This is a genomic window from Xenorhabdus sp. XBWT, from assembly GCF_059072735.1.
This window is the reverse complement of record NZ_CM180990.1, coordinates 2,481,930-2,506,500: the sequence shown is the minus strand read 5'-3', so window position 1 is coordinate 2,506,500 and position 24,571 is coordinate 2,481,930. Positions and strand designations below refer to the sequence as shown.

General features: G+C 39.3%; 25 protein-coding genes. 13 read left to right on the top strand and 12 right to left on the bottom strand.

The genetic code is table 11. From position 1 onward, the window contains the following. Positions 1–349: 349 nt before the first annotated feature. The 3 genes from AC5JQI_RS11030 to pabB form a co-directional block, all read right to left on the bottom strand. Positions 350–1,714, bottom strand: a complete 1,365-nt coding sequence (locus tag AC5JQI_RS11030; RefSeq protein WP_493912191.1) for an L-serine ammonia-lyase — start codon at positions 1,712–1,714, stop codon at positions 350–352. Positions 1,715–1,883: 169 nt separating this feature from the next. Continuing rightward, the gene (locus tag AC5JQI_RS11025; RefSeq protein WP_493912190.1) at positions 1,884–2,453 is read right to left on the bottom strand and encodes a CoA pyrophosphatase; all 570 of its coding nucleotides are present in this window, start codon (positions 2,451–2,453) and stop codon (positions 1,884–1,886) included. Beyond that, positions 2,450–3,820 carry an aminodeoxychorismate synthase component 1 gene (gene pabB / locus AC5JQI_RS11020; RefSeq protein ID WP_493914663.1) on the bottom strand — a complete coding sequence of 457 codons (1,371 nt, stop codon included), beginning with the start codon at positions 3,818–3,820 and terminating at the stop codon, positions 2,450–2,452. Before pabB ends, AC5JQI_RS11025 begins: the two co-directional genes overlap by 4 nt. Positions 3,821–3,965: 145 nt before the next feature. Between pabB and AC5JQI_RS11015 the strand changes: the two genes are divergently transcribed. The 3 genes from AC5JQI_RS11015 to pip all read left to right on the top strand — a co-directional run bounded on the left by AC5JQI_RS11015 (position 3,966) and on the right by pip (position 5,655). Then, entirely contained in the window at positions 3,966–4,148 is a 183-nt protein-coding gene (locus AC5JQI_RS11015) for a YoaH family protein (protein WP_092551038.1), read from the top strand. Positions 4,149–4,251: 103 nt separating this feature from the next. After that, positions 4,252–4,623: a protein YebF gene (gene yebF, locus AC5JQI_RS11010; RefSeq protein ID WP_493912189.1), complete on the top strand. Its 372-nt coding sequence runs from the start codon at positions 4,252–4,254 to the stop codon at positions 4,621–4,623. A 78-nt stretch (positions 4,624–4,701) separates the two neighbouring features. Further along, a complete protein-coding gene (pip, locus tag AC5JQI_RS11005) occupies positions 4,702–5,655 on the top strand; it encodes a prolyl aminopeptidase (RefSeq protein WP_493912188.1) in 954 nt (317 codons plus the stop codon). A 45-nt stretch (positions 5,656–5,700) separates the two neighbouring features. On the opposite strand, the gene AC5JQI_RS11000 is transcribed toward pip, so the two are convergent. Then, on the bottom strand, positions 5,701–5,931 hold the full coding sequence (locus tag AC5JQI_RS11000) for a DNA polymerase III subunit theta (RefSeq protein WP_493912187.1): 231 nt from the start codon (positions 5,929–5,931) through the stop codon (positions 5,701–5,703). 327 nt (positions 5,932–6,258) lie between these two features. Here AC5JQI_RS11000 and ftnA point away from each other — a divergent pair, with 327 nt between their 5' ends. The 8 genes from ftnA (at position 6,259) to htpX (ending at position 13,986) form a co-directional block, all read left to right on the top strand. Further along, entirely contained in the window at positions 6,259–6,765 is a 507-nt protein-coding gene (ftnA, locus tag AC5JQI_RS10995) for a non-heme ferritin (protein WP_237386889.1), read from the top strand. A gap of 228 nt (positions 6,766–6,993) precedes the next feature. Next, positions 6,994–7,380 carry a copper homeostasis periplasmic binding protein CopC gene (copC, locus tag AC5JQI_RS10990; RefSeq protein ID WP_237386888.1) on the top strand — a complete coding sequence of 129 codons (387 nt, stop codon included), beginning with the start codon at positions 6,994–6,996 and terminating at the stop codon, positions 7,378–7,380. Further along, positions 7,380–8,375: a CopD family protein gene (locus AC5JQI_RS10985; protein ID WP_493912186.1), complete on the top strand. Its 996-nt coding sequence runs from the start codon at positions 7,380–7,382 to the stop codon at positions 8,373–8,375. Before copC ends, AC5JQI_RS10985 begins: the two co-directional genes overlap by 1 nt. A gap of 86 nt (positions 8,376–8,461) precedes the next feature. Then, positions 8,462–8,815 carry a YebY family protein gene (locus AC5JQI_RS10980; protein ID WP_493912185.1) on the top strand — a complete coding sequence of 118 codons (354 nt, stop codon included), beginning with the start codon at positions 8,462–8,464 and terminating at the stop codon, positions 8,813–8,815. Positions 8,816–9,497: 682 nt separating this feature from the next. Then, positions 9,498–9,995 carry a GAF domain-containing protein gene (locus tag AC5JQI_RS10975; RefSeq protein WP_237386885.1) on the top strand — a complete coding sequence of 166 codons (498 nt, stop codon included), beginning with the start codon at positions 9,498–9,500 and terminating at the stop codon, positions 9,993–9,995. A 95-nt stretch (positions 9,996–10,090) separates the two neighbouring features. After that, complete coding sequence (gene proQ / locus AC5JQI_RS10970) at positions 10,091–10,798, top strand: RNA chaperone ProQ (RefSeq protein ID WP_237386884.1); 708 nt, start codon at positions 10,091–10,093, stop codon at positions 10,796–10,798. Between the two features lie 19 nt (positions 10,799–10,817). Then, a complete protein-coding gene (gene prc / locus AC5JQI_RS10965) occupies positions 10,818–12,920 on the top strand; it encodes a carboxy terminal-processing peptidase (protein WP_493912184.1) in 2,103 nt (700 codons plus the stop codon). Positions 12,921–13,101: 181 nt separating this feature from the next. Next, on the top strand, positions 13,102–13,986 hold the full coding sequence (gene htpX / locus AC5JQI_RS10960; protein ID WP_493912183.1) for a protease HtpX: 885 nt from the start codon (positions 13,102–13,104) through the stop codon (positions 13,984–13,986). 172 nt (positions 13,987–14,158) lie between these two features. On the opposite strand, the gene AC5JQI_RS10955 is transcribed toward htpX, so the two are convergent. From AC5JQI_RS10955 to hxpB, 3 genes are all read right to left on the bottom strand, one after another. After that, positions 14,159–15,550, bottom strand: coding sequence for an L-cystine transporter (locus AC5JQI_RS10955; protein WP_493912182.1), 1,392 nt, complete (start codon positions 15,548–15,550; stop codon positions 14,159–14,161). 691 nt (positions 15,551–16,241) lie between these two features. Then, positions 16,242–16,820: a metal-dependent hydrolase gene (locus tag AC5JQI_RS10950; RefSeq protein ID WP_493912181.1), complete on the bottom strand. Its 579-nt coding sequence runs from the start codon at positions 16,818–16,820 to the stop codon at positions 16,242–16,244. Positions 16,821–17,173: 353 nt separating this feature from the next. Then, positions 17,174–17,839, bottom strand: coding sequence for a hexitol phosphatase HxpB (gene hxpB, locus AC5JQI_RS10945; RefSeq protein ID WP_493912180.1), 666 nt, complete (start codon positions 17,837–17,839; stop codon positions 17,174–17,176). 208 nt (positions 17,840–18,047) lie between these two features. On the opposite strand from hxpB, the gene AC5JQI_RS10940 reads away from it, so the two are divergent. Beyond that, on the top strand, positions 18,048–18,590 hold the full coding sequence (locus tag AC5JQI_RS10940) for a YniB family protein (protein ID WP_493912179.1): 543 nt from the start codon (positions 18,048–18,050) through the stop codon (positions 18,588–18,590). Between the two features lie 231 nt (positions 18,591–18,821). On the opposite strand, the gene AC5JQI_RS10935 is transcribed toward AC5JQI_RS10940, so the two are convergent. The 5 genes from AC5JQI_RS10935 to AC5JQI_RS10915 all read right to left on the bottom strand — a co-directional run bounded on the left by AC5JQI_RS10935 (position 18,822) and on the right by AC5JQI_RS10915 (position 23,404). Next, complete coding sequence (locus AC5JQI_RS10935; protein WP_493912178.1) at positions 18,822–19,685, bottom strand: fructosamine kinase family protein; 864 nt, start codon at positions 19,683–19,685, stop codon at positions 18,822–18,824. A gap of 131 nt (positions 19,686–19,816) precedes the next feature. Continuing rightward, entirely contained in the window at positions 19,817–20,713 is an 897-nt protein-coding gene (locus tag AC5JQI_RS10930) for a metal ABC transporter permease (protein ID WP_493912177.1), read from the bottom strand. Continuing rightward, positions 20,710–21,585, bottom strand: a complete 876-nt coding sequence (locus AC5JQI_RS10925) for a metal ABC transporter permease (protein WP_092550987.1) — start codon at positions 21,583–21,585, stop codon at positions 20,710–20,712. Before AC5JQI_RS10925 ends, AC5JQI_RS10930 begins: the two co-directional genes overlap by 4 nt. Continuing rightward, positions 21,582–22,493 (bottom strand): manganese/iron ABC transporter ATP-binding protein, encoded by a 912-nt coding sequence (locus AC5JQI_RS10920; RefSeq protein WP_493912176.1) that lies wholly within the window; start codon positions 22,491–22,493, stop codon positions 21,582–21,584. The genes AC5JQI_RS10925 and AC5JQI_RS10920 overlap by 4 nt, the downstream gene beginning before the upstream one ends. Continuing rightward, positions 22,490–23,404: a metal ABC transporter substrate-binding protein gene (locus AC5JQI_RS10915; RefSeq protein ID WP_493912175.1), complete on the bottom strand. Its 915-nt coding sequence runs from the start codon at positions 23,402–23,404 to the stop codon at positions 22,490–22,492. Before AC5JQI_RS10915 ends, AC5JQI_RS10920 begins: the two co-directional genes overlap by 4 nt. Positions 23,405–23,697: 293 nt before the next feature. Here AC5JQI_RS10915 and AC5JQI_RS10910 point away from each other — a divergent pair, with 293 nt between their 5' ends. Then, positions 23,698–24,375, top strand: a complete 678-nt coding sequence (locus tag AC5JQI_RS10910) for a transglycosylase SLT domain-containing protein (protein ID WP_493912174.1) — start codon at positions 23,698–23,700, stop codon at positions 24,373–24,375. Positions 24,376–24,571: the final 196 nt, after the last annotated feature.

The following is a 24,571-nucleotide window of genomic DNA, read 5'->3' as shown; positions in this document are numbered from 1 at the left end:
TCATTTGAAGCCTTCAAGAAAATTGCTATCAGTCAGAAAAATTAAGCCAGACTGTTTTGAGAGATTAAAACGAGATTTAAAACTGTAAATTTGTCAATTATTGATTTATTATGCGTTATTTTTTGGTTTATTGGGTTTTTTAAACTATTTTCGGTAACATTTTCTTAATTTTTATGTAAAAAAATAGTAATGTGTTTATCGAAAAAAGAAAAATAATGTACTTTATTGATCCGTTTCAGCCAAAAAATATCCCTCCTGAGTGGGAGGGATATTTTTTCAGATAAGATTTGGTGTAGCGAAAATAGGTAACAGTATCACTCATTATAGTGAGAGTGAATGATAGCTAATATTAGTCACATTGGACTTTTATCGCCAAACCACCGCGCGAGGTTTCACGGTATTTCGCGTTCATATCCTTACCTGTTTCATACATGGTCTCAATCACTTTATCGAGAGAAACACGCGGTTCGCTGGTACGGCGAAGTGCCATGCGAGATGCGTTGATCGCTTTGACTGAAGCAATCGCGTTACGCTCAATGCATGGAACCTGTACTTGACCTGCAACAGGGTCACAAGTCAGGCCGAGATTGTGTTCCATGCCAATTTCTGCGGCGATACAAACCTGTTCAGGGCTTGCGCCAAGTAATTCAGCAAGTCCTGCGGCTGCCATTGAACAGGCAACACCAACTTCACCCTGACAGCCGACTTCTGCACCAGAAATAGAGGCATTCATCTTATACAAGATACCGATAGCGCCAGAAGCCATAAAATAGCGAATGTATAATTCCGGTGTTACTGGCTCGATACAGTGATTGTAATAGGCCAAAACAGCAGGAACGATACCACATGCACCATTGGTCGGTGCTGTAACAACACGACCACCGGCAGCATTTTCTTCATTGACGGCTAATGCAAACATGTTGATTAAATCAACAACATTCATTGGGTCATTGGATAAATTGCTGGATGATGTCAGCATACGGTGTAATGCTGCTGCACGGCGGGGAACACGCAATGGGCCCGGCAATACACCTTCTGTATTCAGGCCACGTTCAATACAAGCTTGCATGGTTGCCCACACATCTTCAAAATACTCAGCAATTTCTTCGTTGCTGTGTAAATCCAGCTCGTTCTTCATCATCAGGCCAGAAATGGATAAACCTGTTTTTTTACAGTTCATCAGTAGCTCAGCAGCGGAGCTATATGGATAAGATACAGGTTTGGTATTTTGGGATGGCTTGCCAAAATGTTCTTCATCGACAATAAAACCACCGCCGATAGAATAGTAAGTTTTACTGTAAATTTTTTCGTCACCTGCGAATGCATGAATTTGCATACCATTTTCGTGCAGTGATAGATTATCGCTACGGAAGTTCATACCACCATCGCGAGGAAAATCGACTTCATGTAAACCATTTGCCAGCGGCAAACGTTGAGTGTGCTCAACATCACGAATAAAACCTGGGATTGAGTCGATATCAACAGTGGCTGGCATATTACCCGCCAGACCCATGATGATAGCGATATCCGTATGGTGACCTTTCCCGGTTAATGAAAGTGAGCCGTATACATCAACAGCTACACGCGTGATAGAGGACATTACTCCTTGATTTACAAGATCATCGACAAATTGTTTGCCTGCTTTCATAGGACCAACAGTATGAGAGCTGGATGGGCCAATACCCACCTTAAACATGTCGAAAACGCTAATCACGCCAGACTCCTTTAAGAAGAAAGAGATATAGTTATTTATATTAAAGCGCGCTACTTTACTGTTATTTAGTAGTGTTGATAAAGGAGTTTACAGTTTTTTTTTAATTATAATAGCAATTGATATGATCTTGAGTAATTAATGAGCATTTTTGTGTTGTTTTACATCCAATCTAGGACGATTTTTGAACTTGTTGTGCCAGCTGATAAATAATCGCTGCGGTTAATCCCCAGATCATTTGTTCTTGATGCCAGTAAAAATAGACCCGATGCTGCTGGTTACGACGTTTTATATCTAGATAGCGATAATGGCGGAGGGAGAGTGCATCAAACAATGGGACTTCAAAAATTCTGGCTACCTCTGTCGGATTTGTCCGAAAAGGTATTAGAGGCGGTATCAAACCAATGATCGGCGTGACACGATAACCCCCACTGCTATCCAAAGGGGCTAATTGCCCCAGAATTTGTACTTTGTCTTGTGGGATATTGACTTCTTCTTCTGCCTCACGTAACGCTGTGGCAATCAATGAGTTATCGTCAGGATCAGTGACTCCGCCCGGAAAAGCAATTTGACCAGCATGAGAGCGGAGGCTTTGAGAACGTTGTGTCAGCAGCAGTGACGGCTCTGGCTTACATATAATCGGCAGTAATACTGCTGCATTCCGCTGATTGCTCGCCAAATTCGTTGGTTGTGCAGGAAGCTGGAATTGAAACCGATGAATGAAGTCAGAAAGTGATATCATTGTGTCTGAAGTTCTCCTAATAGAGGTAAGATTCGCCCGAGTTTATCAAATGTTTCCTGATACTCTTTCTCAGCAATGCTATCTGCAACGATACCACCTCCCGCCCAACAGTAAATTTTTCCTTTTTCTGTCAGTAAAGTGCGGATGGTGATGTTGCTGTCCATTGTACCGCAGAAACTAATATAGCCAATAGACCCGCAATAGCCATGTCTGCGATGGGGTTCCAATTCTTCAATAATTTCCATGGCGCGAATTTTGGGTGCCCCAGTGATTGAACCGCCGGGAAAACAGGCACGAAGTAAATCAGCGGCATGATATTTATCAGGTAAGGTTGCTGTAATGGTACTGACTAGATGGTGTACGGCTGGAAACGGTTCCACGACAAATAATTCAGGAACTTTAACAGAACCCGGCGTGGCGACCCGGCCAATGTCATTTCTTAACAGGTCAACAATCATCAGATTCTCAGCGCGATCTTTGCGTGAGTTTGCTAATTTTCCTGCCTGCAATTGATCTTCTATAGGATCTTGCAGCCGGGGCAGTGTTCCTTTGATTGGACGGGTCTGGATTTGCTGATCTTCCAGCAGAATAAAGCGTTCAGGTGAAACACTGATAATGCAGTGTTCAGGTAAACGGATAAAGGCAGAAAAGGGTGCTCGATTACTTTCATTGAGCTGGGTAAACGCCTGCCATTCATCCCCTTGATAATCAGCCTGAAAACGCTGTGCCAAATTAATTTGATAACAGTCACCATCCCGAAGATAACGATGGATCTGAGCGATTTTTTCGTGATATTGCTGTTCTGTTATGTTGGACTGCCACTGATTTTTCAGGGAAAAGTCTTTTTTATTGCTTTCCCGCAGTGACTCTAACCATATCAGTCTTTCATCAATATTTTGATAGCTCAGCAAGGTGGCCTTCTGTTGCTGATGGTCAATAACCAGTCCCCAGTTGTAGATCCCGATAGCCATATCAGGAAAGTCCAGCCCATTCGCAGCTATTTGGGGTAATTTTTCAACCCGTCTTCCAAGATCGTAGCCCCATATACCCAATGCTCCTCCCTGAAAAGGCAGTTCGGGATCAAATTGCGGATTAATATCAAAGTCATGAAGATACTTTTTCAATAGCAGGAAAGGATCTTCATGAGAAAGATACGCATCATCACCATGATGAATCTCAGTCGATTCGCCACAAGTAACAAGCGTTGTTATAGGATCGGCGACCAGAATATCAAATCGGTTATGCGGGTGATTTGCGGCCCCTGAGTGCAATAACATTGCCCAGGAAAAAGTAGAAATAGGGGCAAAATATTGGGTAGCAAGATCAGGTGAATAAGGGAGCTGTTTTTTCTGTAATGCAATATTCATGATGGAATCAGTGTTGGCGTTTGGCAGTTCGCAGTAAATAATGTATCTCTGCATGGAGATTAACATAGAATCTCACTCCTGACTTAAGATAAAAAATACTATAATCGCAGCCTGCCATTAAATTATTACGTTTGAGGTTATAACTATGTTTTCAGGTATGCCAGCATTATCCCATGAAGAACAGCAACTTGCTGTAGAAAGGATTCATCAGCTCATTTCAGAAGGAATGGGAAGTGGAGAAGCTATTGCTATCGTTGCTCAAGAATTGCGTGAAAAACATCGGGATAATGAGCATATCCATGTTTTATTTGAGGATGATGAAAAATAGTTGTAACGTATTTTTAACAGACTCACATAATTACTTTCTACTACATGTTAATTTATCGCGACTTAAAGTCCATATGATTTGGATGGTAATAGGAGTAATTAATATGAAGGCAAGTCAGTTTATTCACTGCATCGGGTTATTGGGTGCAGGGCTTTTGTTGTCTGTTTCATTTGTTACGGCAGCTGCTGAGAATGAGCGAGTGGCAAAGTTTATTTCTTGTAAAAATTTAACCAACGATCAAGTTGCAGCGCAAGTTAAGCAAGATTTTTTGCAACATCGTATAGTACATTGGGATACAGACAAAAAGCAGTTAGGGACTGCAAAACCGATTGCATGGATAAATGTCAACGATATTACTGGCGATAAAAATGCATTGCGGGTTCCACTTATCGTCCGAGGTTCGAAAAAGGATAAAAGTTACAATGTCACTGTTGATTGTCAAAAAGAAACTATTAGTTATAGTGAAATAAAGTAAATAGCTTGTCATATTATCTTTAAATATGTACGGGATACTAGGAAGTATCCCGTTTTGTTTAAACTGTGAGAGGGCCTTATGACGGAACAATGGAAACTTTATCCTGCTTATGATGCGTATCAAACAGGGTATTTAGATACAGAGGATGGGCACCAGATTTATTGGGAATTATGTGGTAATCCAAAAGGTAAGCCTGCGATATTCATTCATGGTGGCCCCGGCGGTGGTATTTCAAGTTATCATCGGCAATTATTCGATCCTGAACGTTATCATATTATGTTGTTCGATCAGCGTGGCTGTGGACAATCTAAACCTCATGCTAGTCTGGAGAATAATACGACTTGGCATCTGGTAGATGATATTGAGCGGTTGCGTAATCTAATGGGTGTTGAAAAGTGGTTGGTTTTTGGTGGCTCCTGGGGTTCGACACTTTCTTTGGTTTATGCTGAAAAACATCCTGAGCGTGTATCTGAATTAGTGTTAAGGGGGATCTTCCTGCTTCGGCCACAAGAGTTACATTGGTATTATCAGGAAGGGGCTTCTCATTTTTTTCCAGAGAAATGGGAACGTACACTATCTATCCTCTCTGAAGAAGAACGCAAAGATGTGATCTCGGCTTATAACAAACGGCTGACAAGTGATGACCTACAAGTACAGCTGGAAGCTGCACGTTTATGGAGTCTTTGGGAAGGTGAAACGGTAACGTTACTACCTTCTGATAATGCGGATTCATTTGTAGAAGATAAATTTGCTTTAGCATTTGCCCGCATAGAAAATCATTACTTTATCAATAACGGTTTTATGGATGAAACTCAGCAATTATTGGATCATATTGACGTTATCAGACATATCCCTGCCGTTATTATACATGGTCGCTATGATATGGCATGTCTGGTACAGAATGCGTGGGATCTGGCAAAGGCGTGGCCAGAGGCTGAATTGCATGTTGTGGAAGGTGCAGGCCATTCTTTCGATGAAGCGGGTATTTTACATCAGTTAATTAAGGCAACGGACAAATTTGTTGGAAAATAGCTGAGATAACCACCATTGGGTGGTGGTTATCTTTTCCATATTCCCTCAGCGGCTTCTGGGTTCATAAGGTAAGCGCGACATAAATCGTGATTGCTGGCGATAGTGTTGCAAGCGCTGCCGGAAATATTCTCGCAAATGTGGTGGTTGTGATTGCTCTACAGTATCAGGAATGACAGGCATGTTATAGCGTTCTTTAAAAGCAACACCGGATGCTGCTAAATCAACATTGACCTTATCCATCTCATTTTTAGGTAGCTCGGCTAAATTATGTCCCATTTATGGCCTCTCTGAAAACTTACTTCTCAAAGTAGAAAATTAATCAACTCTTTTTTGTTTAGCAAGTGATTTAAAAAAGTTTAAAAAAACATCTGGTAAATATAAATAATATCAATTCTCATTTTTATTAAAAGGATTTTTTAATGGGGAGTTAAATAAATAAAATTGATTCTTATTTTCTTATATTTAATGAGATTTATTCTTGTTAATTAATTTAATAAAAACCTTAATTATCAATTAATTAAATATTATTATTTTATTTTTGTCTTATATGTTTTTAATTGGCATAATAGCCTGAGTTTAATGAACTATTAGGAGGGTTGGCTGATGTTAAAACAAGAAATGATCAAAAAATTGAATGAGCAATTAAACTTGGAATTTTACTCTGCAAATTTATATCTGCAAATGAGTGCATGGTGCAGTGACAAAGGTTATGAAGGTGCAGCGGCATTTTTAAAAACTCATTCTCAGGAAGAAATGCAGCATATGCAGCGTTTGTTTGATTATTTGGGTGATACTGGTTCAATGCCTGTTCTGGGAGCTATTCAAGCTCCTCCTGTTGAGTTTAACTCTATTTCTGATGTGTTCAATCAAACTTATGAACATGAAAAATTGATCACAGAAGAGATTAATAAACTTGCTCATGTAGCGATGATGACTCAGGATTATTCTACGTTTAATTTCTTGCAATGGTATGTCGCTGAACAGCATGAAGAAGAAAAACTGTTCAAATCTATTCTGGATAAATTGGATATGGTGGGAGAAGGCGGCAAGGCGTTGTTCTTACTTGATAAAGATCTGAAAAGTTTATCTATGGCACCGGCACATGCCTGATGAATAGTCAATTAAGTTAATTAGCACTGTTTTTTAACCGTAATTCTTGTTTTACGTGTATCGTTGAAGCAAAAATTACGGTTCTTTTCATTTTTTGTCCCCATTTTTGCGTAGTGCTTCACAGGTCAAGACATTGTTCATCAATGATCGCAGATTAAAGCGATTTTTTGATATAGAATCCCTTCGTGTAACTATAAAAATTCATGTACATATTAAAGGGTTATCTATATGTCTATTCTTAACATCCGTTCATTCTGGGCCAAATTATCTACTCTTGTGGTTCTGTTTGTCGGTATGTCCTGTCAACAGGCTTTGGCTCATGCACATTTGAAAGATCAGATTCCTGCAGAAAACACAACTGTTGAAGCCGTTCCACAAGCTATAACCCTAAGTTTTTCAGAGCGTATTGAACTTGGATTCAGTAAGATAAAATTAATTGGTCCAGAAAAGGCAGAGGTTAAAACCGGTAAGCTGGAACTTGATCCTGAAACCAAAACTAAATTAATTCTGCCAGTTGAAGGTAAACTTACCTCCGGAGAATATAGAGTTGACTGGAGTGTACTTTCTGTCGATGGTCATAAAACTAAAGGTGTTTACAACTTTACTGTAAAATAATGATCTCTTTAGAAGCTCTGTACCTATTTTGCCGTTTCTCTCATTTTGTCGTTGTCATGCTGATGTTTGGCCTTAGCTTATTCACGGTGATGCTTGTTTCAGGCCATTTTTCAACGCTGATGAGGGAGTGGTTAAAAGTTGTTATTTTAATCAGCACTGTGTTGGTTTTAATAACTTCAATCGTCTGGTTTATCGTTCAAGCTGGGCTGATGGGAGATGGCTGGCAAGATGTTTATATGCCTGAAATTTGGTTGGCTGTATTGAATACCTCTTTTGGGCAGGTTTGGAAATGGCAGCTATTGGTTGCAATACTTGCTGCTGGGGCGTTGTTCTTCTCCGATGCCAGAATCAAAAATCTCTTGTTGCTGGGTTGTTCAGTCATTTTATTATCCAGCCATGCTTTTATCGGCCATGCAGCTATGCATGAAGGTCATTTAGGGTTACTACTGCAAGCTAATCAGATTGTTCATTTGCTGAGTGCGGGTTATTGGTTTGGTGGATTATGGCCGTTTTTACTGTGTCTACAGTTTTTTCGTATTAAAAAGGCATCAGAATCAAATCAATACCGCGATGGTGCATATGCAGACAAGACAAGCGCAGGAAATGCAGATAATAGTGAGAATATCGCTGCTGATCAATATTCGGAAATTAGCTTATATTCGGAAAGCATCGCGGCGATGAGGAAGTTTTCCTTTTATGGGCATTTCGCTGTTTTTCTGGTGATAATAACAGGAATTGTGAGTAGTGTTATCTTAATTCCCGGATGGCCGACTTTCAGTCGTGCCCTTTCTGAATATCAATCCATATTATGGCTGAAGATAGTACTGGTCGCTGGTATGGTACTTTTAGCACTGTTCAACCGCTACATGTTAGTTCCTAAATTGAGGCAGCAAAGGTGTTACCAGCTATTAATAATCAATAGTTGGCTGGAAATTATCTTAGGAACATCAGCACTATTATGTGTGGCTGTTTTTGCAACACAACCTCCTGCGTGATTCTTGGATGATTGATGTAAATCTGGATATATAAACAGATGAATTAGCGATAAAATTACAGCATGTGTTTATCAGGGGGAATGGTAATGAAACGAGTATTGTGGGCTCTGCCTTTTTTTCTTCTTTCTTTTCAGGGGATTGCTGCCCCGATACAAACTGTCAGTAAACTACAATTTGGTAAACAATGGGCATTCACCCGTGAAGAAGTTATGCTTGATTGTCGTTCGGGTGGGGCATTGTTTGTTATAAATCCTAGTACATTGATGCAATACCCATTGAATGATCGGGCAACGCAACTGATGAAATCTAATAAAGTTATTGCAACATCACTAGAAACGATCCTCTTAGACAATCCTGAACAACCAGCTGAAAAGATGAGTATTGAGCCATTTCAGAAAGCAGCATTAGCTTTATGTGATCAATCAAACGATAAAAAGTAAATGCTTAGTTGATTCCATTGTTGTAAAGGAGAGCAATCATTACCTTATAGGAGTAAAAATTTGGTAAATCATAGTATGTCAACTACTCTTTAATTGGTAAGTTGTTCTACGTCTCAATGATAATTTTTAGCTCTAGTCTCTTTGAATAAGAGTCATTTTCCCTAGGCCGAGTAGAGGAGTGAACTCGGCCTTTTTTTGTTTGTCACGAGGAAGGGACATCTTTACTCTTTTTTCAATAAATTATCTTATTTTCTTATGCATATAATGATGCGATTAAAATGATCATTCAGAATGCTAAATAGCATTCCAAAATTGTATGCAGATCGCTTCCTTACTCCTCGGTTGACGAGGAGTAAGGAAGCCTTATCATTTGAATGTATCACTATTATGGAAACCTATTTAGTGAGGTTTTTAGAACAAGAGTATGAACAAAAGCACATTTATGGCTGCAAATCAGACTAATTTTGAATATAAGCTGTGATATATACCTGAATTTTATCAGAGAATACTGGTAAAAATAATTAAAGAAAATTTAAATTCAGATAAATAAACGATATCCTGAAAGAGTTTACATTATAGTGGTAAATTATTTTCGGAAAGAATTTGTCAAAGAGAGTAAAAATCTTTTATGTGAATATCTTGTTTAAATTGTGTTAAATTTTAATCTATCGCATAGGGGCGTATGGACAAGAATGAATTTTATCAAGAGTTAGAGAATAGTTTGATTGCACTGTTGTCAGGTGAATACGACTTTATCGCTACTCTTGCCAATACAAGCGCATTGTTATATGAACGTTTAGATACTGTTAATTGGGTTGGATTTTATTTAGTGGATGATGATACCCTAGTCTTAGGGCCATTTCAGGGTAAGAACGCTTGTGTTCGCATCCCTCTGGGAAAGGGAGTATGTGGGGCGGCTGTTAAAAATAAAAGTATACAGCGTATTTCTGATGTTCATTCTTTCCCCGGTCATATAGCCTGTGATGCCGCCAGCAATGCTGAGATTGTTCTTCCTTTGGAAATCAATGGAAAAATCATTGGTGTTTTGGATATTGATAGTACGGTTTTTGGTCGGTTCGATGAGAATGATGAAAACGGCTTGAAAGCCTTAGTTATCAGGTTTTGTGAGCATTTAAGACAATGTGTTGTGTCAAAATATCTACAACAGAACGTAACTTAACATACGTATAACGTGGCATTTATCAGTAAGGCTATTATAATGTCGCCTGTTCATGCCTGCGCTGGTTGGCAAAACCGTTGTAATCAGGAAATTTCATGGAAAATCAACCTAAGTTGAACAGTAGTAAAGAAGTCATTGCTTTCTTGGCCGAGCGTTTCCCGCTTTGTTTCGTAGCAGAAGGTGAAGCACGTCCTTTGAAGATTGGTATCTTCCAGGATATCGTTGAACGTATTCAGAATGAAGAGGGTTTAAGTAAAACACAACTTCGTTCTGCTCTGCGCTTGTATACTTCCAGTTGGCGTTACCTCTATGGTGTCAAAGAGGGAGCTCAGCGTGTTGACCTTGATGGAAATATATGTGGTGAGCTGGAAGTTGAACATATTGAACATGCACGCCAGCAATTAGCTGAAGCAAAAGCGCGAGTACAAGCTCAACGAGCTGAGCAACGTGCTAAGAAACGTGAAACTGAAAACGTATCTGACAAGAAAAGTGAACGCCCTGTAAGTAAAAAAGCGGCTCCTCGCCGTCAAGCATCAGGTGATGGCGCAAAACGTCCATCTCGTTCGCAAAACCGTCTGCAACAATCGCCTAAATCAGCAGATAAAACCACAAAGAAAATTGCACAACCTGAGTTGAACTCAGTCACAGACGTATCCTCTTTGAAAGTCGGACAGACAATCAAAGTAAATGTAGGAAAAAGCATAATGGATGCTTCTGTGCTAGAAATTGCCAAAGATGGTGTAAGAGTGCAGTTACCTACTGGCTTGGCAATGATTGTACGCGCAGAACACTTAAAGTTCTGATACGGAGGCCAACTCGGGCATGAACAAACTCATTATTTTGGCTTTCGTTTTAGGTCTATCATTTTCTAGTACAGGGTATGCGGACACTATTAGTGGTAGTGGCAAGTTGGTCAGTAATGTTACTGCCATTAGTGACAGTGTTGTTAATGGTAACAATACAGCTACTATTAATCTGAATCAGTTGCCAGATTTAAAACCGGAACCACAACATTCCACAGTGAGTAAGCGGATTGTTTCTCGCTTTCTTCGTTCTCACTATCGCCAACTTTATCTGAATGCAGATTTTTCAGGGAAAATTTTTGATCGTTACCTGAATCATCTGGATTATGGACATAATGTTTTTCTGGCATCAGATATTGCACAGTTTTCAGATCAAAAAGGCGTATTAGGAAAAGAGCTTGAAGAGGGTGATTTAAAGCTTCCTTATGCCCTGTTTAATTTAATGCAAAAGCGTCGTTTTGAGCGCTATCAATATGTTCTCTCTCGTTTAGAACAGCCCATTGATTTGAATAGCCATGACACGATTGAAACAGATCGTTCTAAGGCGCCGTGGCCAACGAGTGTTGAAGAACTAAATAACCTTTGGAACGCTAAGATTAAATTTGATTGGATAAACCTCAAATTATCTGGAAAAAATGATAAAGAAATCAAAGAAAAACTGACTAAACGTTATCGGATGTTACTGAAACGTCTCACACAGAGCAAGAGTGAGGATGTTTTTCAAACGATCATGATGTCTTTTGCTCGTGAAATAGATCCTCATACTAGTTATCTATCTCCTCGTGATACAGAACAGTTTAACTCAGAAATGAGCCTATCTCTCGAAGGTATTGGTGCTGTTTTACAATATGAAGATGAATATGTCACCATTCGCTCATTACTTGCTGGTGGCCCTGCTGCTAAGAGTAATTTGCTGAAAGTTGGAGATAAAATCATAGGTGTTGGTCAGGTAGGCAAGCCTATAGTAGATGTTGTAGGGTGGCGTCTGGAAGATGTTGTCGCTCGGATCAAAGGGCCAAAAGGCAGTAAAGTCCGTCTAGAAATCATTCCAAGTACGAAAGGGGCAAAAAATCATATTGTGACCCTAACTCGTGAAAACATCCGTCTTGAAGACAATGCGGTCAAAATGTCGGTAAAAACGGTCGGCAAGGAAAAAGTGGGTGTTCTTGACATACCGAGTTTCTATGTTGGTCTGACTAATGATGTAAAAGTACAATTACAGAAGCTCACTAAACAAAAAATTTCCGCGATTGTCATCGATTTGCGCAGTAATGGTGGTGGCGCGTTAACAGAGGCTGTATCGCTATCCGGCCTATTTATCTCTACTGGTTCGGTTGTTCAGATCCGGGATAATACTGGTCGAGTTAAAGAAGAATCAGATACGGATGAAGCCGTATATTATAAAGGCCCATTAGTTGTTTTAGTTGATAATAGAAGTGCATCAGCGTCTGAAATTTTTGCTGCTGCAATGCAAGATTATGGTCGTGGATTAATTATCGGTGAACCTACTTTTGGTAAAGGTACAGTTCAGCAATATCGGTTTCTGAATCGAATATATGATCAGATGCTAAGGCCTGATTGGCCAGAGATTGGTTCTGTACAATACACTATTCAGAAGTTTTATCGGGTGAATGGCGGCAGCACTCAGCTCAAAGGTGTAACGCCTGATATCATCATGCCGACAGGGGAAGATACTTCTGAAATAGGTGAGAGCCAAGAAGACAATGCGTTACCATGGGACAGTATTCAACCTGCGCATTATACTTCCTCAAAGGTGATTTCAACATTAGTTCCATTACTGACTAAATTGCATAATCAACGTACGGTTAATGATCCTGAATTTAAATATATCAAACAAGATATTGCTTACTATAAAGTTATCAAAGATCGTAAAGGCGTTTACTCTTTGAATTATGCTCAAAGAGAGAAAGAAAATAAGGAATACGATACAATTAAGTTGAATCGTATGAATGAGCGTTTTAAACGTGAAGGAAAAAAACAGCTCAAGTCTCTTGATGATTTACCAAAAGACTATAAAGGGCCAGACCCTTATTTAGATGAATCGGTAAAAATTGCGCTGGATCTTGCGCATCAGCCTGCTGAAGCGGCTATAACGAAATAGTTTTTAAACTTCGTTATTAATAGAGGGCCAGCTTGATAGCTGGCCTTTTTTTATTATATTGTAAAGTTATGTTGATTTCATCGCTTAACATCTTAAAAAACTTGAATAATATGGGCTAAATCCCCATCTTATGGCTTAATTCTTAATTGAACTGTTTGATAATTAAAGGAAGCAAATTTATATGATGAGAATAGCCTTGTTTCTTCTCACTAACCTTGCTGTCATGGTAGTGTTTGGAATAATACTTTCACTTACCGGAGTTCAGCGGAGTAGTGTTACTGGCCTTATGATTATGGCTGGTTTGTTTGGTTTTGGTGGTGCATTTATTTCTTTATTAATGTCAAAATGGATGGCCCTGCGTTCTGTTGGTGGTCAGGTTATCGAGAAACCTTCCAATGAAACTGAAGTTTGGTTGATGGAAATAGTACGTCGTCAGGCTGATCAGGTTGGAATTACGATGCCACAAGTGGCTATCTATGATGCCCTTGATATTAATGCATTTGCCACAGGAGCACGCCGTAATGCTTCTCTGGTTGCTGTTAGTACAGGGCTACTGAATAATATGAGTCGTGATGAAGCGGAAGCTGTTATTGCTCATGAAATTAGTCATATTGCTAATGGTGATATGGTAACGATGACCTTATTGCAGGGCATTGTGAATACATTTGTTATCTTCATTTCACGCATTATTGCGCAGGCTGCGGCAAGCTTCCTTTCCAGTAATGATGATGAAAGCGAAAGCAACAGCAATGGTAATCCAATTGTTTATATGGTGCTCTCTATGGTACTGGAAATCGTATTTGGTATTTTGGCAAGTATTATTACTATGTGGTTCTCTCGTCACCGTGAATTCCATGCGGATGCTGGTTCAGCGAAACTAGTTGGTCGTGAAAAGATGATCGCAGCATTGCAGCGTCTCAAAACCAGTTATGAGCCTCAGGAAGAAGGGCGCATGATGGCATTCTGTATTAATGGTAAGTCTAAGAGTTTCAGTGAATTGTTCTTATCTCATCCACCATTGGATAAGCGTATTGAAGCTCTTCGTAGTGGTGAATATATAAAGTAATGCATAGTCTTCTTAGTAAAAGAAGCTTGAACTGCTATCGGTTATTTTATTCGCGAGTGGGGAAAAAGCCGGAACTTGAACTCATTATGAGTTCCGGCTTTTTTTGATTGATTTCAATTCGTCCTCCTTTGTTATATATAGTTCAAAGGAAGGCATATTCTATCTCGTCAAATTAAGCTTGTTTTAATTCCACATCGTCATCTTGTTCAAATATGTCTTTATTGGTTTTACCCATTAATTGGCTAGTGACTGTACCGGCAGTCATTGCACCATTGACGTTTAATGCTGTGCGACCCATATCAATGAGTGGCTCAACAGAAATTAATAGTGCAACTAAGGTTACAGGCAGACCCATCGCTGGTAAAACGATTAGTGCTGCAAATGTTGCACCACCTCCAACACCAGCAACACCGGCAGAGCTGATAGTGACAATTCCGACGAGGGTAGCAATCCATAAAGGATTGAAGGGGTCAATACCTACAGTTGGAGCAACCATCACTGCCAACATGGCTGGATAAATACCTGCACAGCCATTTTGTCCAATAGTGGCACCGAAAGAAGCGGAGAAGCTGGCAATCGATTCTGGTACACCGAGGCGACGAGTTTGTGTTTCAACATTCAGCGGAATACTTGCTGCACTTGAACGGCTGGTAAATGCAAATGTTAATACAGGGCCAGCTTTTTTGAAAAATTTCAGTGGATTAATGCCAGTAAAAGCCAAAATACCGCCATGTACAACAAACATCAAACCAAGCGCGATATAAGAAGCAACGACAAAATTACCTAATTGCGTAATATCGTGAATATTCGAGCTTGCTACAACTTTAGTCATCAGAGCCATGACACCGTATGGTGTTAGGAGCATAACTAGTCTAACTAGTTTCATTGCCCATGCTTGTAGAGTATCAATGGCGATCAGAGCTCGTTCACCGCGTTCATGGTCATCTTTAAGCATTTTCAATGCAGCAATGCCTAAAAATGCTGCAAAAATCACAACACTGATAATGGAAGTCGGGTTTGCTCCAGTCAGATCAGCAAAGGGGTTTTTCGGGATAAATGAGAGAATAATTTGGGGTACACTCATATCTGCAACTTTACCAATATAGTTGGTTTCAATAGCTGATAAACGAGCTGTTTCTTGAGTACCTTGAATTAATCCTGCTGCACTTAGTCCAAATAAATTAGCAATTATGATACCGATTAAAGCGGAAATTGCAGTAGTGAACAATAACGTACCAATTGTCAGGAAGCTGATTTTTCCTAAAGAAGACGCTTTATGTAAACGCGCGACTGCACTTAGAATAGAGGCAAAAACCAATGGCATGATAACCATTTGCAATAACTGTACATAACCATTACCAACGATATTGAACCATTTAATTGATTCTTTTACTGTAAGATTATCTGTACCATAAATGATATTCAATGCCAGCCCAAAAATGATACCTACGACTAGAGCCACGAGAACCTTTTTGGACAAGCTCGATTTATCTGAACTTGTTTTTGCTAATAAGATGAGCAATGCTATAAAAACGAGCATGTTAATGATGAGTGGTAGATTCATCCCTAGTCTCCAAAATGTTTATACCTTCATTTTTCAAATTGTTGCTTTTTTTGCTGAATCACAACTTGTAATCAATCAGGTATACCAATATCTGTATGATATATATTTATTATTCATGGTTTGTATTGAGATAAGTGATGATAGCAGTTTCAAACTGCTAACTTATTGATTGTGCTATCACTCAAAAATCTATCAGATACAGGCCATGAAAATCTATAAGATAGAATTTTATCAGTATAAAAATTTACTTGCTTATAATTAAATGGAATTTAATATAATTATTTTTCACTAGTTAGTTTAATTGGTTATATGCCCTAATCTATGTCAACTTCACTTTCTATACACAATGGATTTCAAGTTGCATCGCGACGGCAAGAGAGCAAATCCCCGGGAGCATAGCTAACTATGTGACTATGTGACCGGGGTGAGCGAGCGCAGCCAACAAAGAGGCAGTTTGAAAGACGAAGTGTATATACGATTTTGTCTGCCAGATAAGGTAATTTACATTCAGCAAACTGCTATTTATAGAATAAGCAATAAAATTAAAGCGTTAAATAATAGTAGCATAGTGAATTAGTCAATTCTGATTGTAAACAGATAAGTGAGAATTAAAAAATATTATTTATATAATTAGTAATAGCCCTATTTGAGAAAATAGGGTTATTACGTTGTTGTATGTACGATAAGTCAGCTACTTGTAGAGATTTTTTAGCTTATCAATTGATAATTGATCGAACGAGAACTTATCAAAGTAATGCGTGAATGAAAAATCAATGTACTGTGGAAGAATAATAGCAATCACTAGGACCAGAACAGCAATAAATCGTTCAGCTTTTTTGCGTTCTTTTCCTCTAAGAATTGGGATACAAAAACGTGTTTTCAGTGGCCATAAAAGTGGAATACCTGCAGGAGTGAGCATATCGGCAATCAGATGGCTGATATAACCGACAACCATCGCATGGATGAAGTCGGTTGGAATGGGCCAATTGGAGGGGATTTCCGTCTGGAAGAGAGTCATTCCCACCATTAGCGCTAATAAACTATGTGTGAATCCACGATGGCCACATAATTTTGCTATTGGAATGGATATAAAACGGAATAACCTGCCTAAAGTGGAGCTTGGGTGGTCAATATCAGGTAATAGTGAAGCCAGAAGTACACCGGGAAGCATATGTAACCAATCTCCCTGTGCGATTTCTGGTGTGATTTCTAACTGGTGAGCCAATACAAGGCTGGCGACGGAAAAAAGAAGATGCCCTTCTGCTGTCATAACGATTTATGCTAATTATTTATGCTGTTTATACATACAGTTGGCAGTATAGAGGTTTTTGCATAAGGATGATAGAGGGTAAACAAGAATAATCTTTTATACCCGTCGTCTTTCAAGTTGCAGCTTTGTTGGCTGCGCTTGCTCACCCCGGTCACATAGTTAGCTATGCTCCCGGGGATTTGCTCTCTTGCCGTCGCGCTGCATCTTGAAATCCATTGGGTATATTTATTGATATATAACACCAATATTTAATCTATTTTTACCTATATCAGCCAGGGATATAACAGGGTGTTTGATTTTTGCACTGCCAGATGCATGGAGCACATGTATGCAGCATGGCAGCACGGTAACCATCAGGTAATATTCTCTATTGTTAATTTTTCCAGTGAATTCAATTTAATGTCAGCCAGTGACCAGCGAGGATCATCAAAATGATGGGCGGCAGGAACAACAATTGAACGCATTCTTGCAGCCTTGGCTGCTATCATGCCATTAAATGAATCTTCTAACGTAACGCATTGAATCGGGTTAACGTCAAGTTGATTGGCGGCTTGTAAGTAAACTTCTGGGTGGGGTTTGCTATAAGGTAAGTCTGCGGCAGAAATGACAGCATCAAAGTAGTGCCGTATGTTAAATAATTCAAGTATCTGTTCAAGCATCTCATAGGGTGATGCAGAGGCCAAACCGATTTTTAATCCACGCTCGCGGCAGAGGTTTAAAGCATATTCGACGCCTGGTAATAAGGGGCGGTTTTCTTTTACTAATCGAACTACATAATTGATGATGCGTTGTGCAACTTCATTTTTAGAAGTACCTTGCCACGGTGCAGCCTGATACCATAGTTCAACAACCTGATCTATCCGTAATCCTAATGTATCAGGCAGTTTTTCTGCTAAAGTTAAATCCAATCCTAATTCACCGAATATATGTTTTTCTCCTTGCTCCCAGTAGGGCTCAGAATCAATGAGCAATCCGTCCATATCAAAGATGACGGCTTTTAGAGGTAAACAAAATGACATCTCATATCTCTCCGCAATGATGATAGCGATTAATAAAATTTGATTGTAGCAATTTCAGTGAGTTAAATCTCTCTGTAGGCAGATAACAAAGAAAGAAATCGTTTTTTAGGAAAAATAAGAGCATTACTCTACAAATGGAGTTAGAGTAAGCCTCTTATGAGCTATGATTGAATGAAAATAAAATGATGTATGCTAATGAGGAAAATTAATGAAGTATCAACAAGCTGGCTATGTTGCTATTACTAAACGAATTCTGGGCTGGGTTATTTTTGTACCGGCTTTTTTGTCTACTTTTGTCTCAGTGATCAATCTGACATGGCAGCATGGCGTAAAAGGTGATGGTATTAATGCGGTATTGAATGATTTTCTCAAAATGATGACAGAAATGATTAAATTCAATACACCTTTTCTGGATTTTTTTTGGAAATACTCTCCAGTTCCTGATTGGACAGTGAGCATTACAGGAGCAAATTTCGGTTTTCTTGTTATCTATTTTTTAATATTTATTGGTTTGGCAATGAATGCTTCTGGTTTGAGAATGTACCGCCAGTTTAAATTTATTAAAGAACATATTGAAGATCAAATGATCCTTGAAAATGTTAAAGAGAGTGGAATTACAAAGGAACAATTGAAAAATAAAATCAAATTTCCGAGGCATTCTCTATTCAGCCAAATTTTTACTCTTTATATATCACCAATCATTATCGGTGCGATTGCTTATCTGTTATCTACACTATTGGGTTGGCAATGAAACAAAATAATAGCTGTGCCAGAATGTTCTATGCAGTTTTTAACATATAATGTTATTTTATTTGTTAAAATATATTGATGAAATTGGCGTATGTAAATCGTAAATATTGAAAAATGACATTGAATGTGATTTAAAAACCACATGTTAACCCTTATTGTTAAGGAGAATTGATTCAGAGTTAACAATAATCGTTTTGTGTTCATATATCATGTTGATGAGTGTTTTTGATGGCTATTCAGATAAGATCTTATCAATAATATTTTGCACTACGATAAAGTTATCACCGCCAAAAAGGTTACATCGGTTCAGCAAATAATAAAGTTGGTAAATAGGTTGGCGATCAATAAAGTCATGTGGCAATGGCCAAATACTTTGGTAACCATCAAAAATTTGTAAAGGAAGATCTGGATAGAGAGGCAGCATCGCTAAATCACATTCACGATCACCCCAATAACAGGCAGGATCAAAGGTAACAGCACACTCGTCATTCAATGATGCACAGTTTGTGGGCCATAAATCGCCATGAAGGAGAGAAGGTTGCGGGTGATGAGAGTGTAGTTTGTTACTGACTATCTCGACAATCTGGTTGATATCTCCAAATATCATGCCATTATCAGCTGCAAGTTGTAATTGCCAGCCAATACGTTTTTCTGCGTAAAATTGATTCCAGCGTTTCTGCCACCCATTAGGCTGTATGGTGGTGGCAAGCATATTATCAAAATCAAAACCAAACTTAGGTTGCTCACTCCATTGATGCAGTTTGGCAAGATGTTGACCGAAACAGTATGCACTATGGGCATTAAATGACTTTATAGGCAAATATTCCAGCAAAAGGAAACTATAGTCACGATCGTGCCCCACACCGTAAACGTTGGGTACACGGGTTGTTTTGCTGCGAGCCAATAATTCTAGCTGTTCTGCTTCTGCTTTAAAAACCAGCAGCATTTCTTTCACGTTGGATTTGACAAAAATATGTTGTTCACCATATTCAATACACCAAGAACGATGTATATCACCTCCTGATAATTCCGTTTTATCGTGAATCTCAGCGTCACCAAAATGCTCACTTAATAGACGGTTCACGGTTTGCCACATGATTCACCTCATTAAGTTGACAATTGCTACATTCATATTACAGATAGATGCAGCATTTGAACAGGTTAAAAAGGACTTTAATGGCAATTAATAATGCCATATCCAAAATTGAATATGGCACTCTCTCTTGGTCAGTGTGATTTTTCTGGAATTGGCAGTGGTTGAGATGAAGTTTTTTCGGACGAACTCTTGTTCACTTTTTTGTAGGCCAATTTTATTTGGTTATAAATAAGTGCAGCTATGAAAATAATAGCTTGAATAATTACAATACATGGGCCTGTTTCACCATCAATATGGAAACTGACGATTGTGCCGAGTATGCTGGATGACACTGATGCAATCATTGCAACCACAAGCATACGATCAAAACTCCGGCAGAGAATGAAAGCGATAATGCCGGGTGAGATCAGCATGGCAATAACCAGAATGATACCGACCGCTTGCAGTGACGCAACAATTGTCAGGGCCAATAGAGACAATAAGCCATAATGAAGTAGTCTTACTGGCAAGCCGACTACTCTGGCCTGATTGGGGTCAAAGCAATAGAGCATAAAATCTTTTCGCTTCAGTAAGACAATGGTCAGTGTCACTCCGGCGATGCATAGTGTTTGGATCAATTCATTCTTAGTAATACCGAGTATGCTGCCGAATAAGATGTGTGTCAGGTGCTGGTCTGTATCTATCCGGGTAAACAACACTAAACCAAATGCAAACATGCCAGAAAAAACGATACCCATGACAGTATCTTCTTTGATTCTGCTGTGTTCTTTCAAATATCCAGTGGCAAAAGCACAAAATATACCGGAAAGAAAGGCACCTATTGCAAGTGGTATACCTGCAACAAAGGCTAGTACTATACCCGGTAGAACAGCATGTGAAATGGCATCGCCCATTAACGACCAGCCCTTTAAGACTAGATAGCAGGAGAGCACAGCACAGACTGCACCTACTATGATAGCTGCAAAGATGGCACGCTGCATGAAATCATGCATGAAAGGTTCAGTGATTAATTCAATAAACGTATTCATGAGTGTCCTTTTTGAGTCAAGGCCAGAGATTCCTTTCTGGCTCGTTTGCGGGAAGCTAACATGCCGTGTTTGGGAGCAAAGAAAAACACCAGCAAGAAAATGACGGTTTGCATTGTAACAATTACTCCGCCAGTTGCTCCATTCAGAAAATAACTCAGATATGCGCCAAAACCACTGGTAAATGAACCAATAGCGACAGCAATGATTAGGAGATGTTTGAATCTATCTGTCAATAAGTAAGCTGTTGCCCCAGGAGTGACAACCATTGCTATCACCAAAATTGCTCCTACTGTCTGTAATGCAGCAACGGTGCAGGCACTTAATAATGTGAAAAAAATGATTTTTAACCGTAATGGTGACAGCCCGATAGACCGTGCATGGGTTTCATCAAAGAAAACAACCAATAAGTCTTTCCAGATCAGCATCAAGATGGCAAAGGAAACGGCGATAATAATTTCAACCTGTAAAACATCCTCATCAGCAATTCCCAATATATTGCCTAGAATAATAGTTTGTACATTCACAGATGTGGGATTCAAGGAAACTATTAATAAACCAACCGCAAAAAAGGTTGAAAATATAAATCCGATCACAGCATCTTCGCGTAATCGAGTGATATGGCGAACCAAGGTCATTGATAGTGCTGCGAGCATCCCGGTAAAAAAAGCACCTCCAGCATAAGGCAGACCCAAGGCATATGCACCTGCGACGCCGGGTACAACAGAATGGGAGAGAGCATCTCCCATCAGCGACCAGCCTTTCAGCATCAGATAAGCAGATAAGAAAGCACAGACGGCCCCGACGATTGAACTTACCCACATGGCCTTTACCATGTAATTGTAATTAAACGGTTGTAACAGTAATTCCATCATGGTTGGTTTCCCTTTTGTTTTTGACTTTGTCGTGGGGGAATATGATGGTTATGACCATAAAAGACAGCGGCACGTTCGTCATCAGTAATAACTGTCAGTGAGCGTGGGTCATCATCATCGTGCAGTTCAGGACCGGAAAGATTAATGTGACGCAAGACACCGCCGAAGGTGATTTCCAGATTTTTTTGGGTAAAAGTGGTTTCAGTCCGGCCACTGGCCAGTACTGTGCGGTTGATCAGAATAACATGATCGCAAAATTCGGGAACAGTTCCGAGGTTATGAGTTGACACCAAAACTAAATGTCCTTCATCCCGTAATTCTCGAAGTAAGGTGATAATAGCATTTTCGGTTTTTACGTCTACGCCGGTAAAAGGTTCATCCAGCAACAGTACTTTTCCTTCTTGAGCAAGTGCCCGGGCTAAAAATGCTCGTTTTTTTTGTCCACCGGAAAGTTCACCGATTTGGCGATCGCGCAGCTCTGTCAATCCAACACGTTCAAGAGCTTCATTCACGATTTGATGATCACGTTTGCTGGGGCGGCGTAAAAATCCCATTTTTCCATAACGCCCCATCATGACAACATCAGCAACTAAAACTGGAAAATTCCAGTCTACATCTTCAGTCTGTGGAACATATGCAATGATATTTTGCTTTAGTGCCGTTTTGACAGGTTGCGTATTGAGAGTCACTTTTCCTTGTGAAGGTGTAACTAATCCCATAATTGTTTTAAATAATGTAGATTTTCCGCTACCGTTCATTCCGACCAGAGCACAAATTGTGCCGCCAGTGATATCAAAACTGGCATCATAAATGGCAGTATGCCCATTGTTGTAAGTAACGGTAGCATTATCAACGACCAAATGAGGTTGCTCAAACAATGTCTGATGGTTTAATGGTGAGCGATTCATTGATTAAATCCTTTTGCTATGGTGTCTACGGTAGTATTAAGCATATCAATATAAGTCGGCACAGGCCCTTTTGAAGTAGAGAGAGAGTCTACATAGAGTACTCCGCCGTAGTGGGCTGCCGTTTCTTTGCTCACTTGTTTCGCTGGTTTATCTGAAACAGTACTTTCACTGAAGACTACAGGAATTTTATGATCTCTCACTGTATCTATGACACGACGCACCTGCTGAGGTGAGCCTTGTTCTTCTGCATTGATTGGCCATAAATAGACTTCTTTGAAGCCGTAATCTTGTGTGAGATAACTGAAAGCACCTTCACTGGTCACCAGCCAGCGTTGTTCTGCTGGAATACGGGAAAGCCGTTCTCTAAGTGGTGTATCTAATTGAGCTATTTTTTCTGCATATACTTTAGCATTGCGGTTATAAATTTCGGTATTCTCTGGATTGTGTTTGACGAGAGCTTTTCGAATATTTTCTATATAAATCAGTGCATTTTTGGGAGACATCCAAGCATGGGGGTTTGGGTTTTTAGTGTAGGGACCTTCTCTAATTGGCAAAGGAATAATACCTTCAGTAATGATCGCCGCAGGTATATCTTTCATGTTCTCAAAAAAACGCTCAAACCAACGTTCAAGGTTTAAACCATTCCAAAGAATCAGATCGGCGCGTTGTGCTTTGATAATATCTTTTGGTGTAGGTTGGTAATCGTGGATTTCTGCACCGACTTTTGTGATAGATTCAACGATCGCTGCATCTCCAGCGATATTCTGGGCCATATCTTGAATAATGGTAAATGTCGTAACAACCCTGAACTTTTTATCTGCATGAGCTTGCTGACTGAGTAAAACCATTGCTAGTAGCGCAATGGCAAAACTAAAGAGTGGGAAAGCAGGGAGAGAACGTTTAGTGTTCATTATGGCAAACCTTACTATTATACATAAATTATTGATAATGATTATCAGTATCGTTTATGTAAAGTCAAGGTGGTATCGAATGAAATTGATGATGGATCTGATAGTCACCCCTTAATTTTCTGCTGGTTCACATGACAGTAATGGATCTCATGTGAACAAAAAAATAACACCTTGTCCATAGCTATCAAAAGTAAATTCATTAATTTATTTTGGTAAGCAGTAAAAAATATTTTTGGTTTATCAGTAAAATTATATATCCTTTATAAGGTTAATTTTATTTTGGAGAGAGCAGCGTGAAATCAAGATTCAACTACATTGTGTTCGCACTGTTATTAACCGGATGTGCAGGGCAAGAAGAGAATCGATTAAACGTTAACAAGCAAACAGGGGTAAAGCGTATGCTTAATGACAATAATGCTGCTTTGGAGGCTCGTAAATTTACAAATAAACCTGAACCAACTCGATTTGATGATTTTATTGAACAAGCTGCAAAGCGTTATGGTGTTGATGAAACTCTTATCAAAGCAATTATTCAGGTAGAATCCGATTTCCGCCCAGAAGTTGTCAGCAAATCGAATGCAGTTGGGTTAATGCAGATTAAGGCATCTACGGCAGGGAGAGATGCTTATCGAATGAAGGGAAAATCAGGTCAGCCAACGATACGTGAATTGAAAGACCCTGAAACTAATATTGACCTTGGAACCGCTTATATCAGTATCTTGAAAAAACAGCATTTGGATGGTATTTCCAATACAGAAACGTTGTATTATGCAACGATATTAGCTTACGTGAATGGTGCAGGAGCATTGTTACGAACGTTTGATTCAAACCGGGCTTTGGCGATTAATAAAATTAATCGAATGACACCAAATGAATTTTATCAGTATGTTCAAAATAATCACCCTGCATCACAGGCTCCACGTTATTTATGGAAAGTGAAAAATGCGTATCGTGCTTTGGAATCTTATTAATTAGCTGAAAATTATTATACAGTGACTAATATCATGACAGAATGTCTAAATAGTGTCATATTTCCAATTACTCCCTCCAATATAATACTGGCTATTTTAGATACTCTAACATTGGTGAATAGAGCACCCTAATAACTTAAATTCCGTGGAAATAACGAACTCATATAGTAAGTGGCATTTATGACCTGCCTAAACA

Coding starts and splice junctions, on each gene's coding strand:
- pabB (WP_493914663.1), bottom strand. CDS start 3,820: ATGAATATTGCATTACAGAAAAAACAGCTCCCTTATTCACCTGATCTT.
- proQ (WP_237386884.1), top strand. CDS start 10,091: ATGGAAAATCAACCTAAGTTGAACAGTAGTAAAGAAGTCATTGCTTTC.
- hxpB (WP_493912180.1), bottom strand. CDS start 17,839: ATGTCATTTTGTTTACCTCTAAAAGCCGTCATCTTTGATATGGACGGA.
- AC5JQI_RS10935 (WP_493912178.1), bottom strand. CDS start 19,685: ATGTGGCAAACCGTGAACCGTCTATTAAGTGAGCATTTTGGTGACGCT.
- AC5JQI_RS10980 (WP_493912185.1), top strand. CDS start 8,462: ATGAAACGAGTATTGTGGGCTCTGCCTTTTTTTCTTCTTTCTTTTCAG.
- AC5JQI_RS11015 (WP_092551038.1), top strand. CDS start 3,966: ATGTTTTCAGGTATGCCAGCATTATCCCATGAAGAACAGCAACTTGCT.
- AC5JQI_RS10985 (WP_493912186.1), top strand. CDS start 7,380: ATGATCTCTTTAGAAGCTCTGTACCTATTTTGCCGTTTCTCTCATTTT.
- prc (WP_493912184.1), top strand. CDS start 10,818: ATGAACAAACTCATTATTTTGGCTTTCGTTTTAGGTCTATCATTTTCT.
- htpX (WP_493912183.1), top strand. CDS start 13,102: ATGATGAGAATAGCCTTGTTTCTTCTCACTAACCTTGCTGTCATGGTA.
- AC5JQI_RS10920 (WP_493912176.1), bottom strand. CDS start 22,493: ATGAATCGCTCACCATTAAACCATCAGACATTGTTTGAGCAACCTCAT.
- ftnA (WP_237386889.1), top strand. CDS start 6,259: ATGTTAAAACAAGAAATGATCAAAAAATTGAATGAGCAATTAAACTTG.
- AC5JQI_RS10930 (WP_493912177.1), bottom strand. CDS start 20,713: ATGAATACGTTTATTGAATTAATCACTGAACCTTTCATGCATGATTTC.
- AC5JQI_RS10925 (WP_092550987.1), bottom strand. CDS start 21,585: ATGATGGAATTACTGTTACAACCGTTTAATTACAATTACATGGTAAAG.
- AC5JQI_RS10915 (WP_493912175.1), bottom strand. CDS start 23,404: ATGAACACTAAACGTTCTCTCCCTGCTTTCCCACTCTTTAGTTTTGCC.
- AC5JQI_RS10950 (WP_493912181.1), bottom strand. CDS start 16,820: ATGACAGCAGAAGGGCATCTTCTTTTTTCCGTCGCCAGCCTTGTATTG.
- yebF (WP_493912189.1), top strand. CDS start 4,252: ATGAAGGCAAGTCAGTTTATTCACTGCATCGGGTTATTGGGTGCAGGG.
- AC5JQI_RS10975 (WP_237386885.1), top strand. CDS start 9,498: ATGGACAAGAATGAATTTTATCAAGAGTTAGAGAATAGTTTGATTGCA.
- AC5JQI_RS11025 (WP_493912190.1), bottom strand. CDS start 2,453: ATGATATCACTTTCTGACTTCATTCATCGGTTTCAATTCCAGCTTCCT.
- AC5JQI_RS11000 (WP_493912187.1), bottom strand. CDS start 5,931: ATGGGACATAATTTAGCCGAGCTACCTAAAAATGAGATGGATAAGGTC.
- AC5JQI_RS10955 (WP_493912182.1), bottom strand. CDS start 15,550: ATGAATCTACCACTCATCATTAACATGCTCGTTTTTATAGCATTGCTC.
- pip (WP_493912188.1), top strand. CDS start 4,702: ATGACGGAACAATGGAAACTTTATCCTGCTTATGATGCGTATCAAACA.
- copC (WP_237386888.1), top strand. CDS start 6,994: ATGTCTATTCTTAACATCCGTTCATTCTGGGCCAAATTATCTACTCTT.
- AC5JQI_RS10940 (WP_493912179.1), top strand. CDS start 18,048: ATGAAGTATCAACAAGCTGGCTATGTTGCTATTACTAAACGAATTCTG.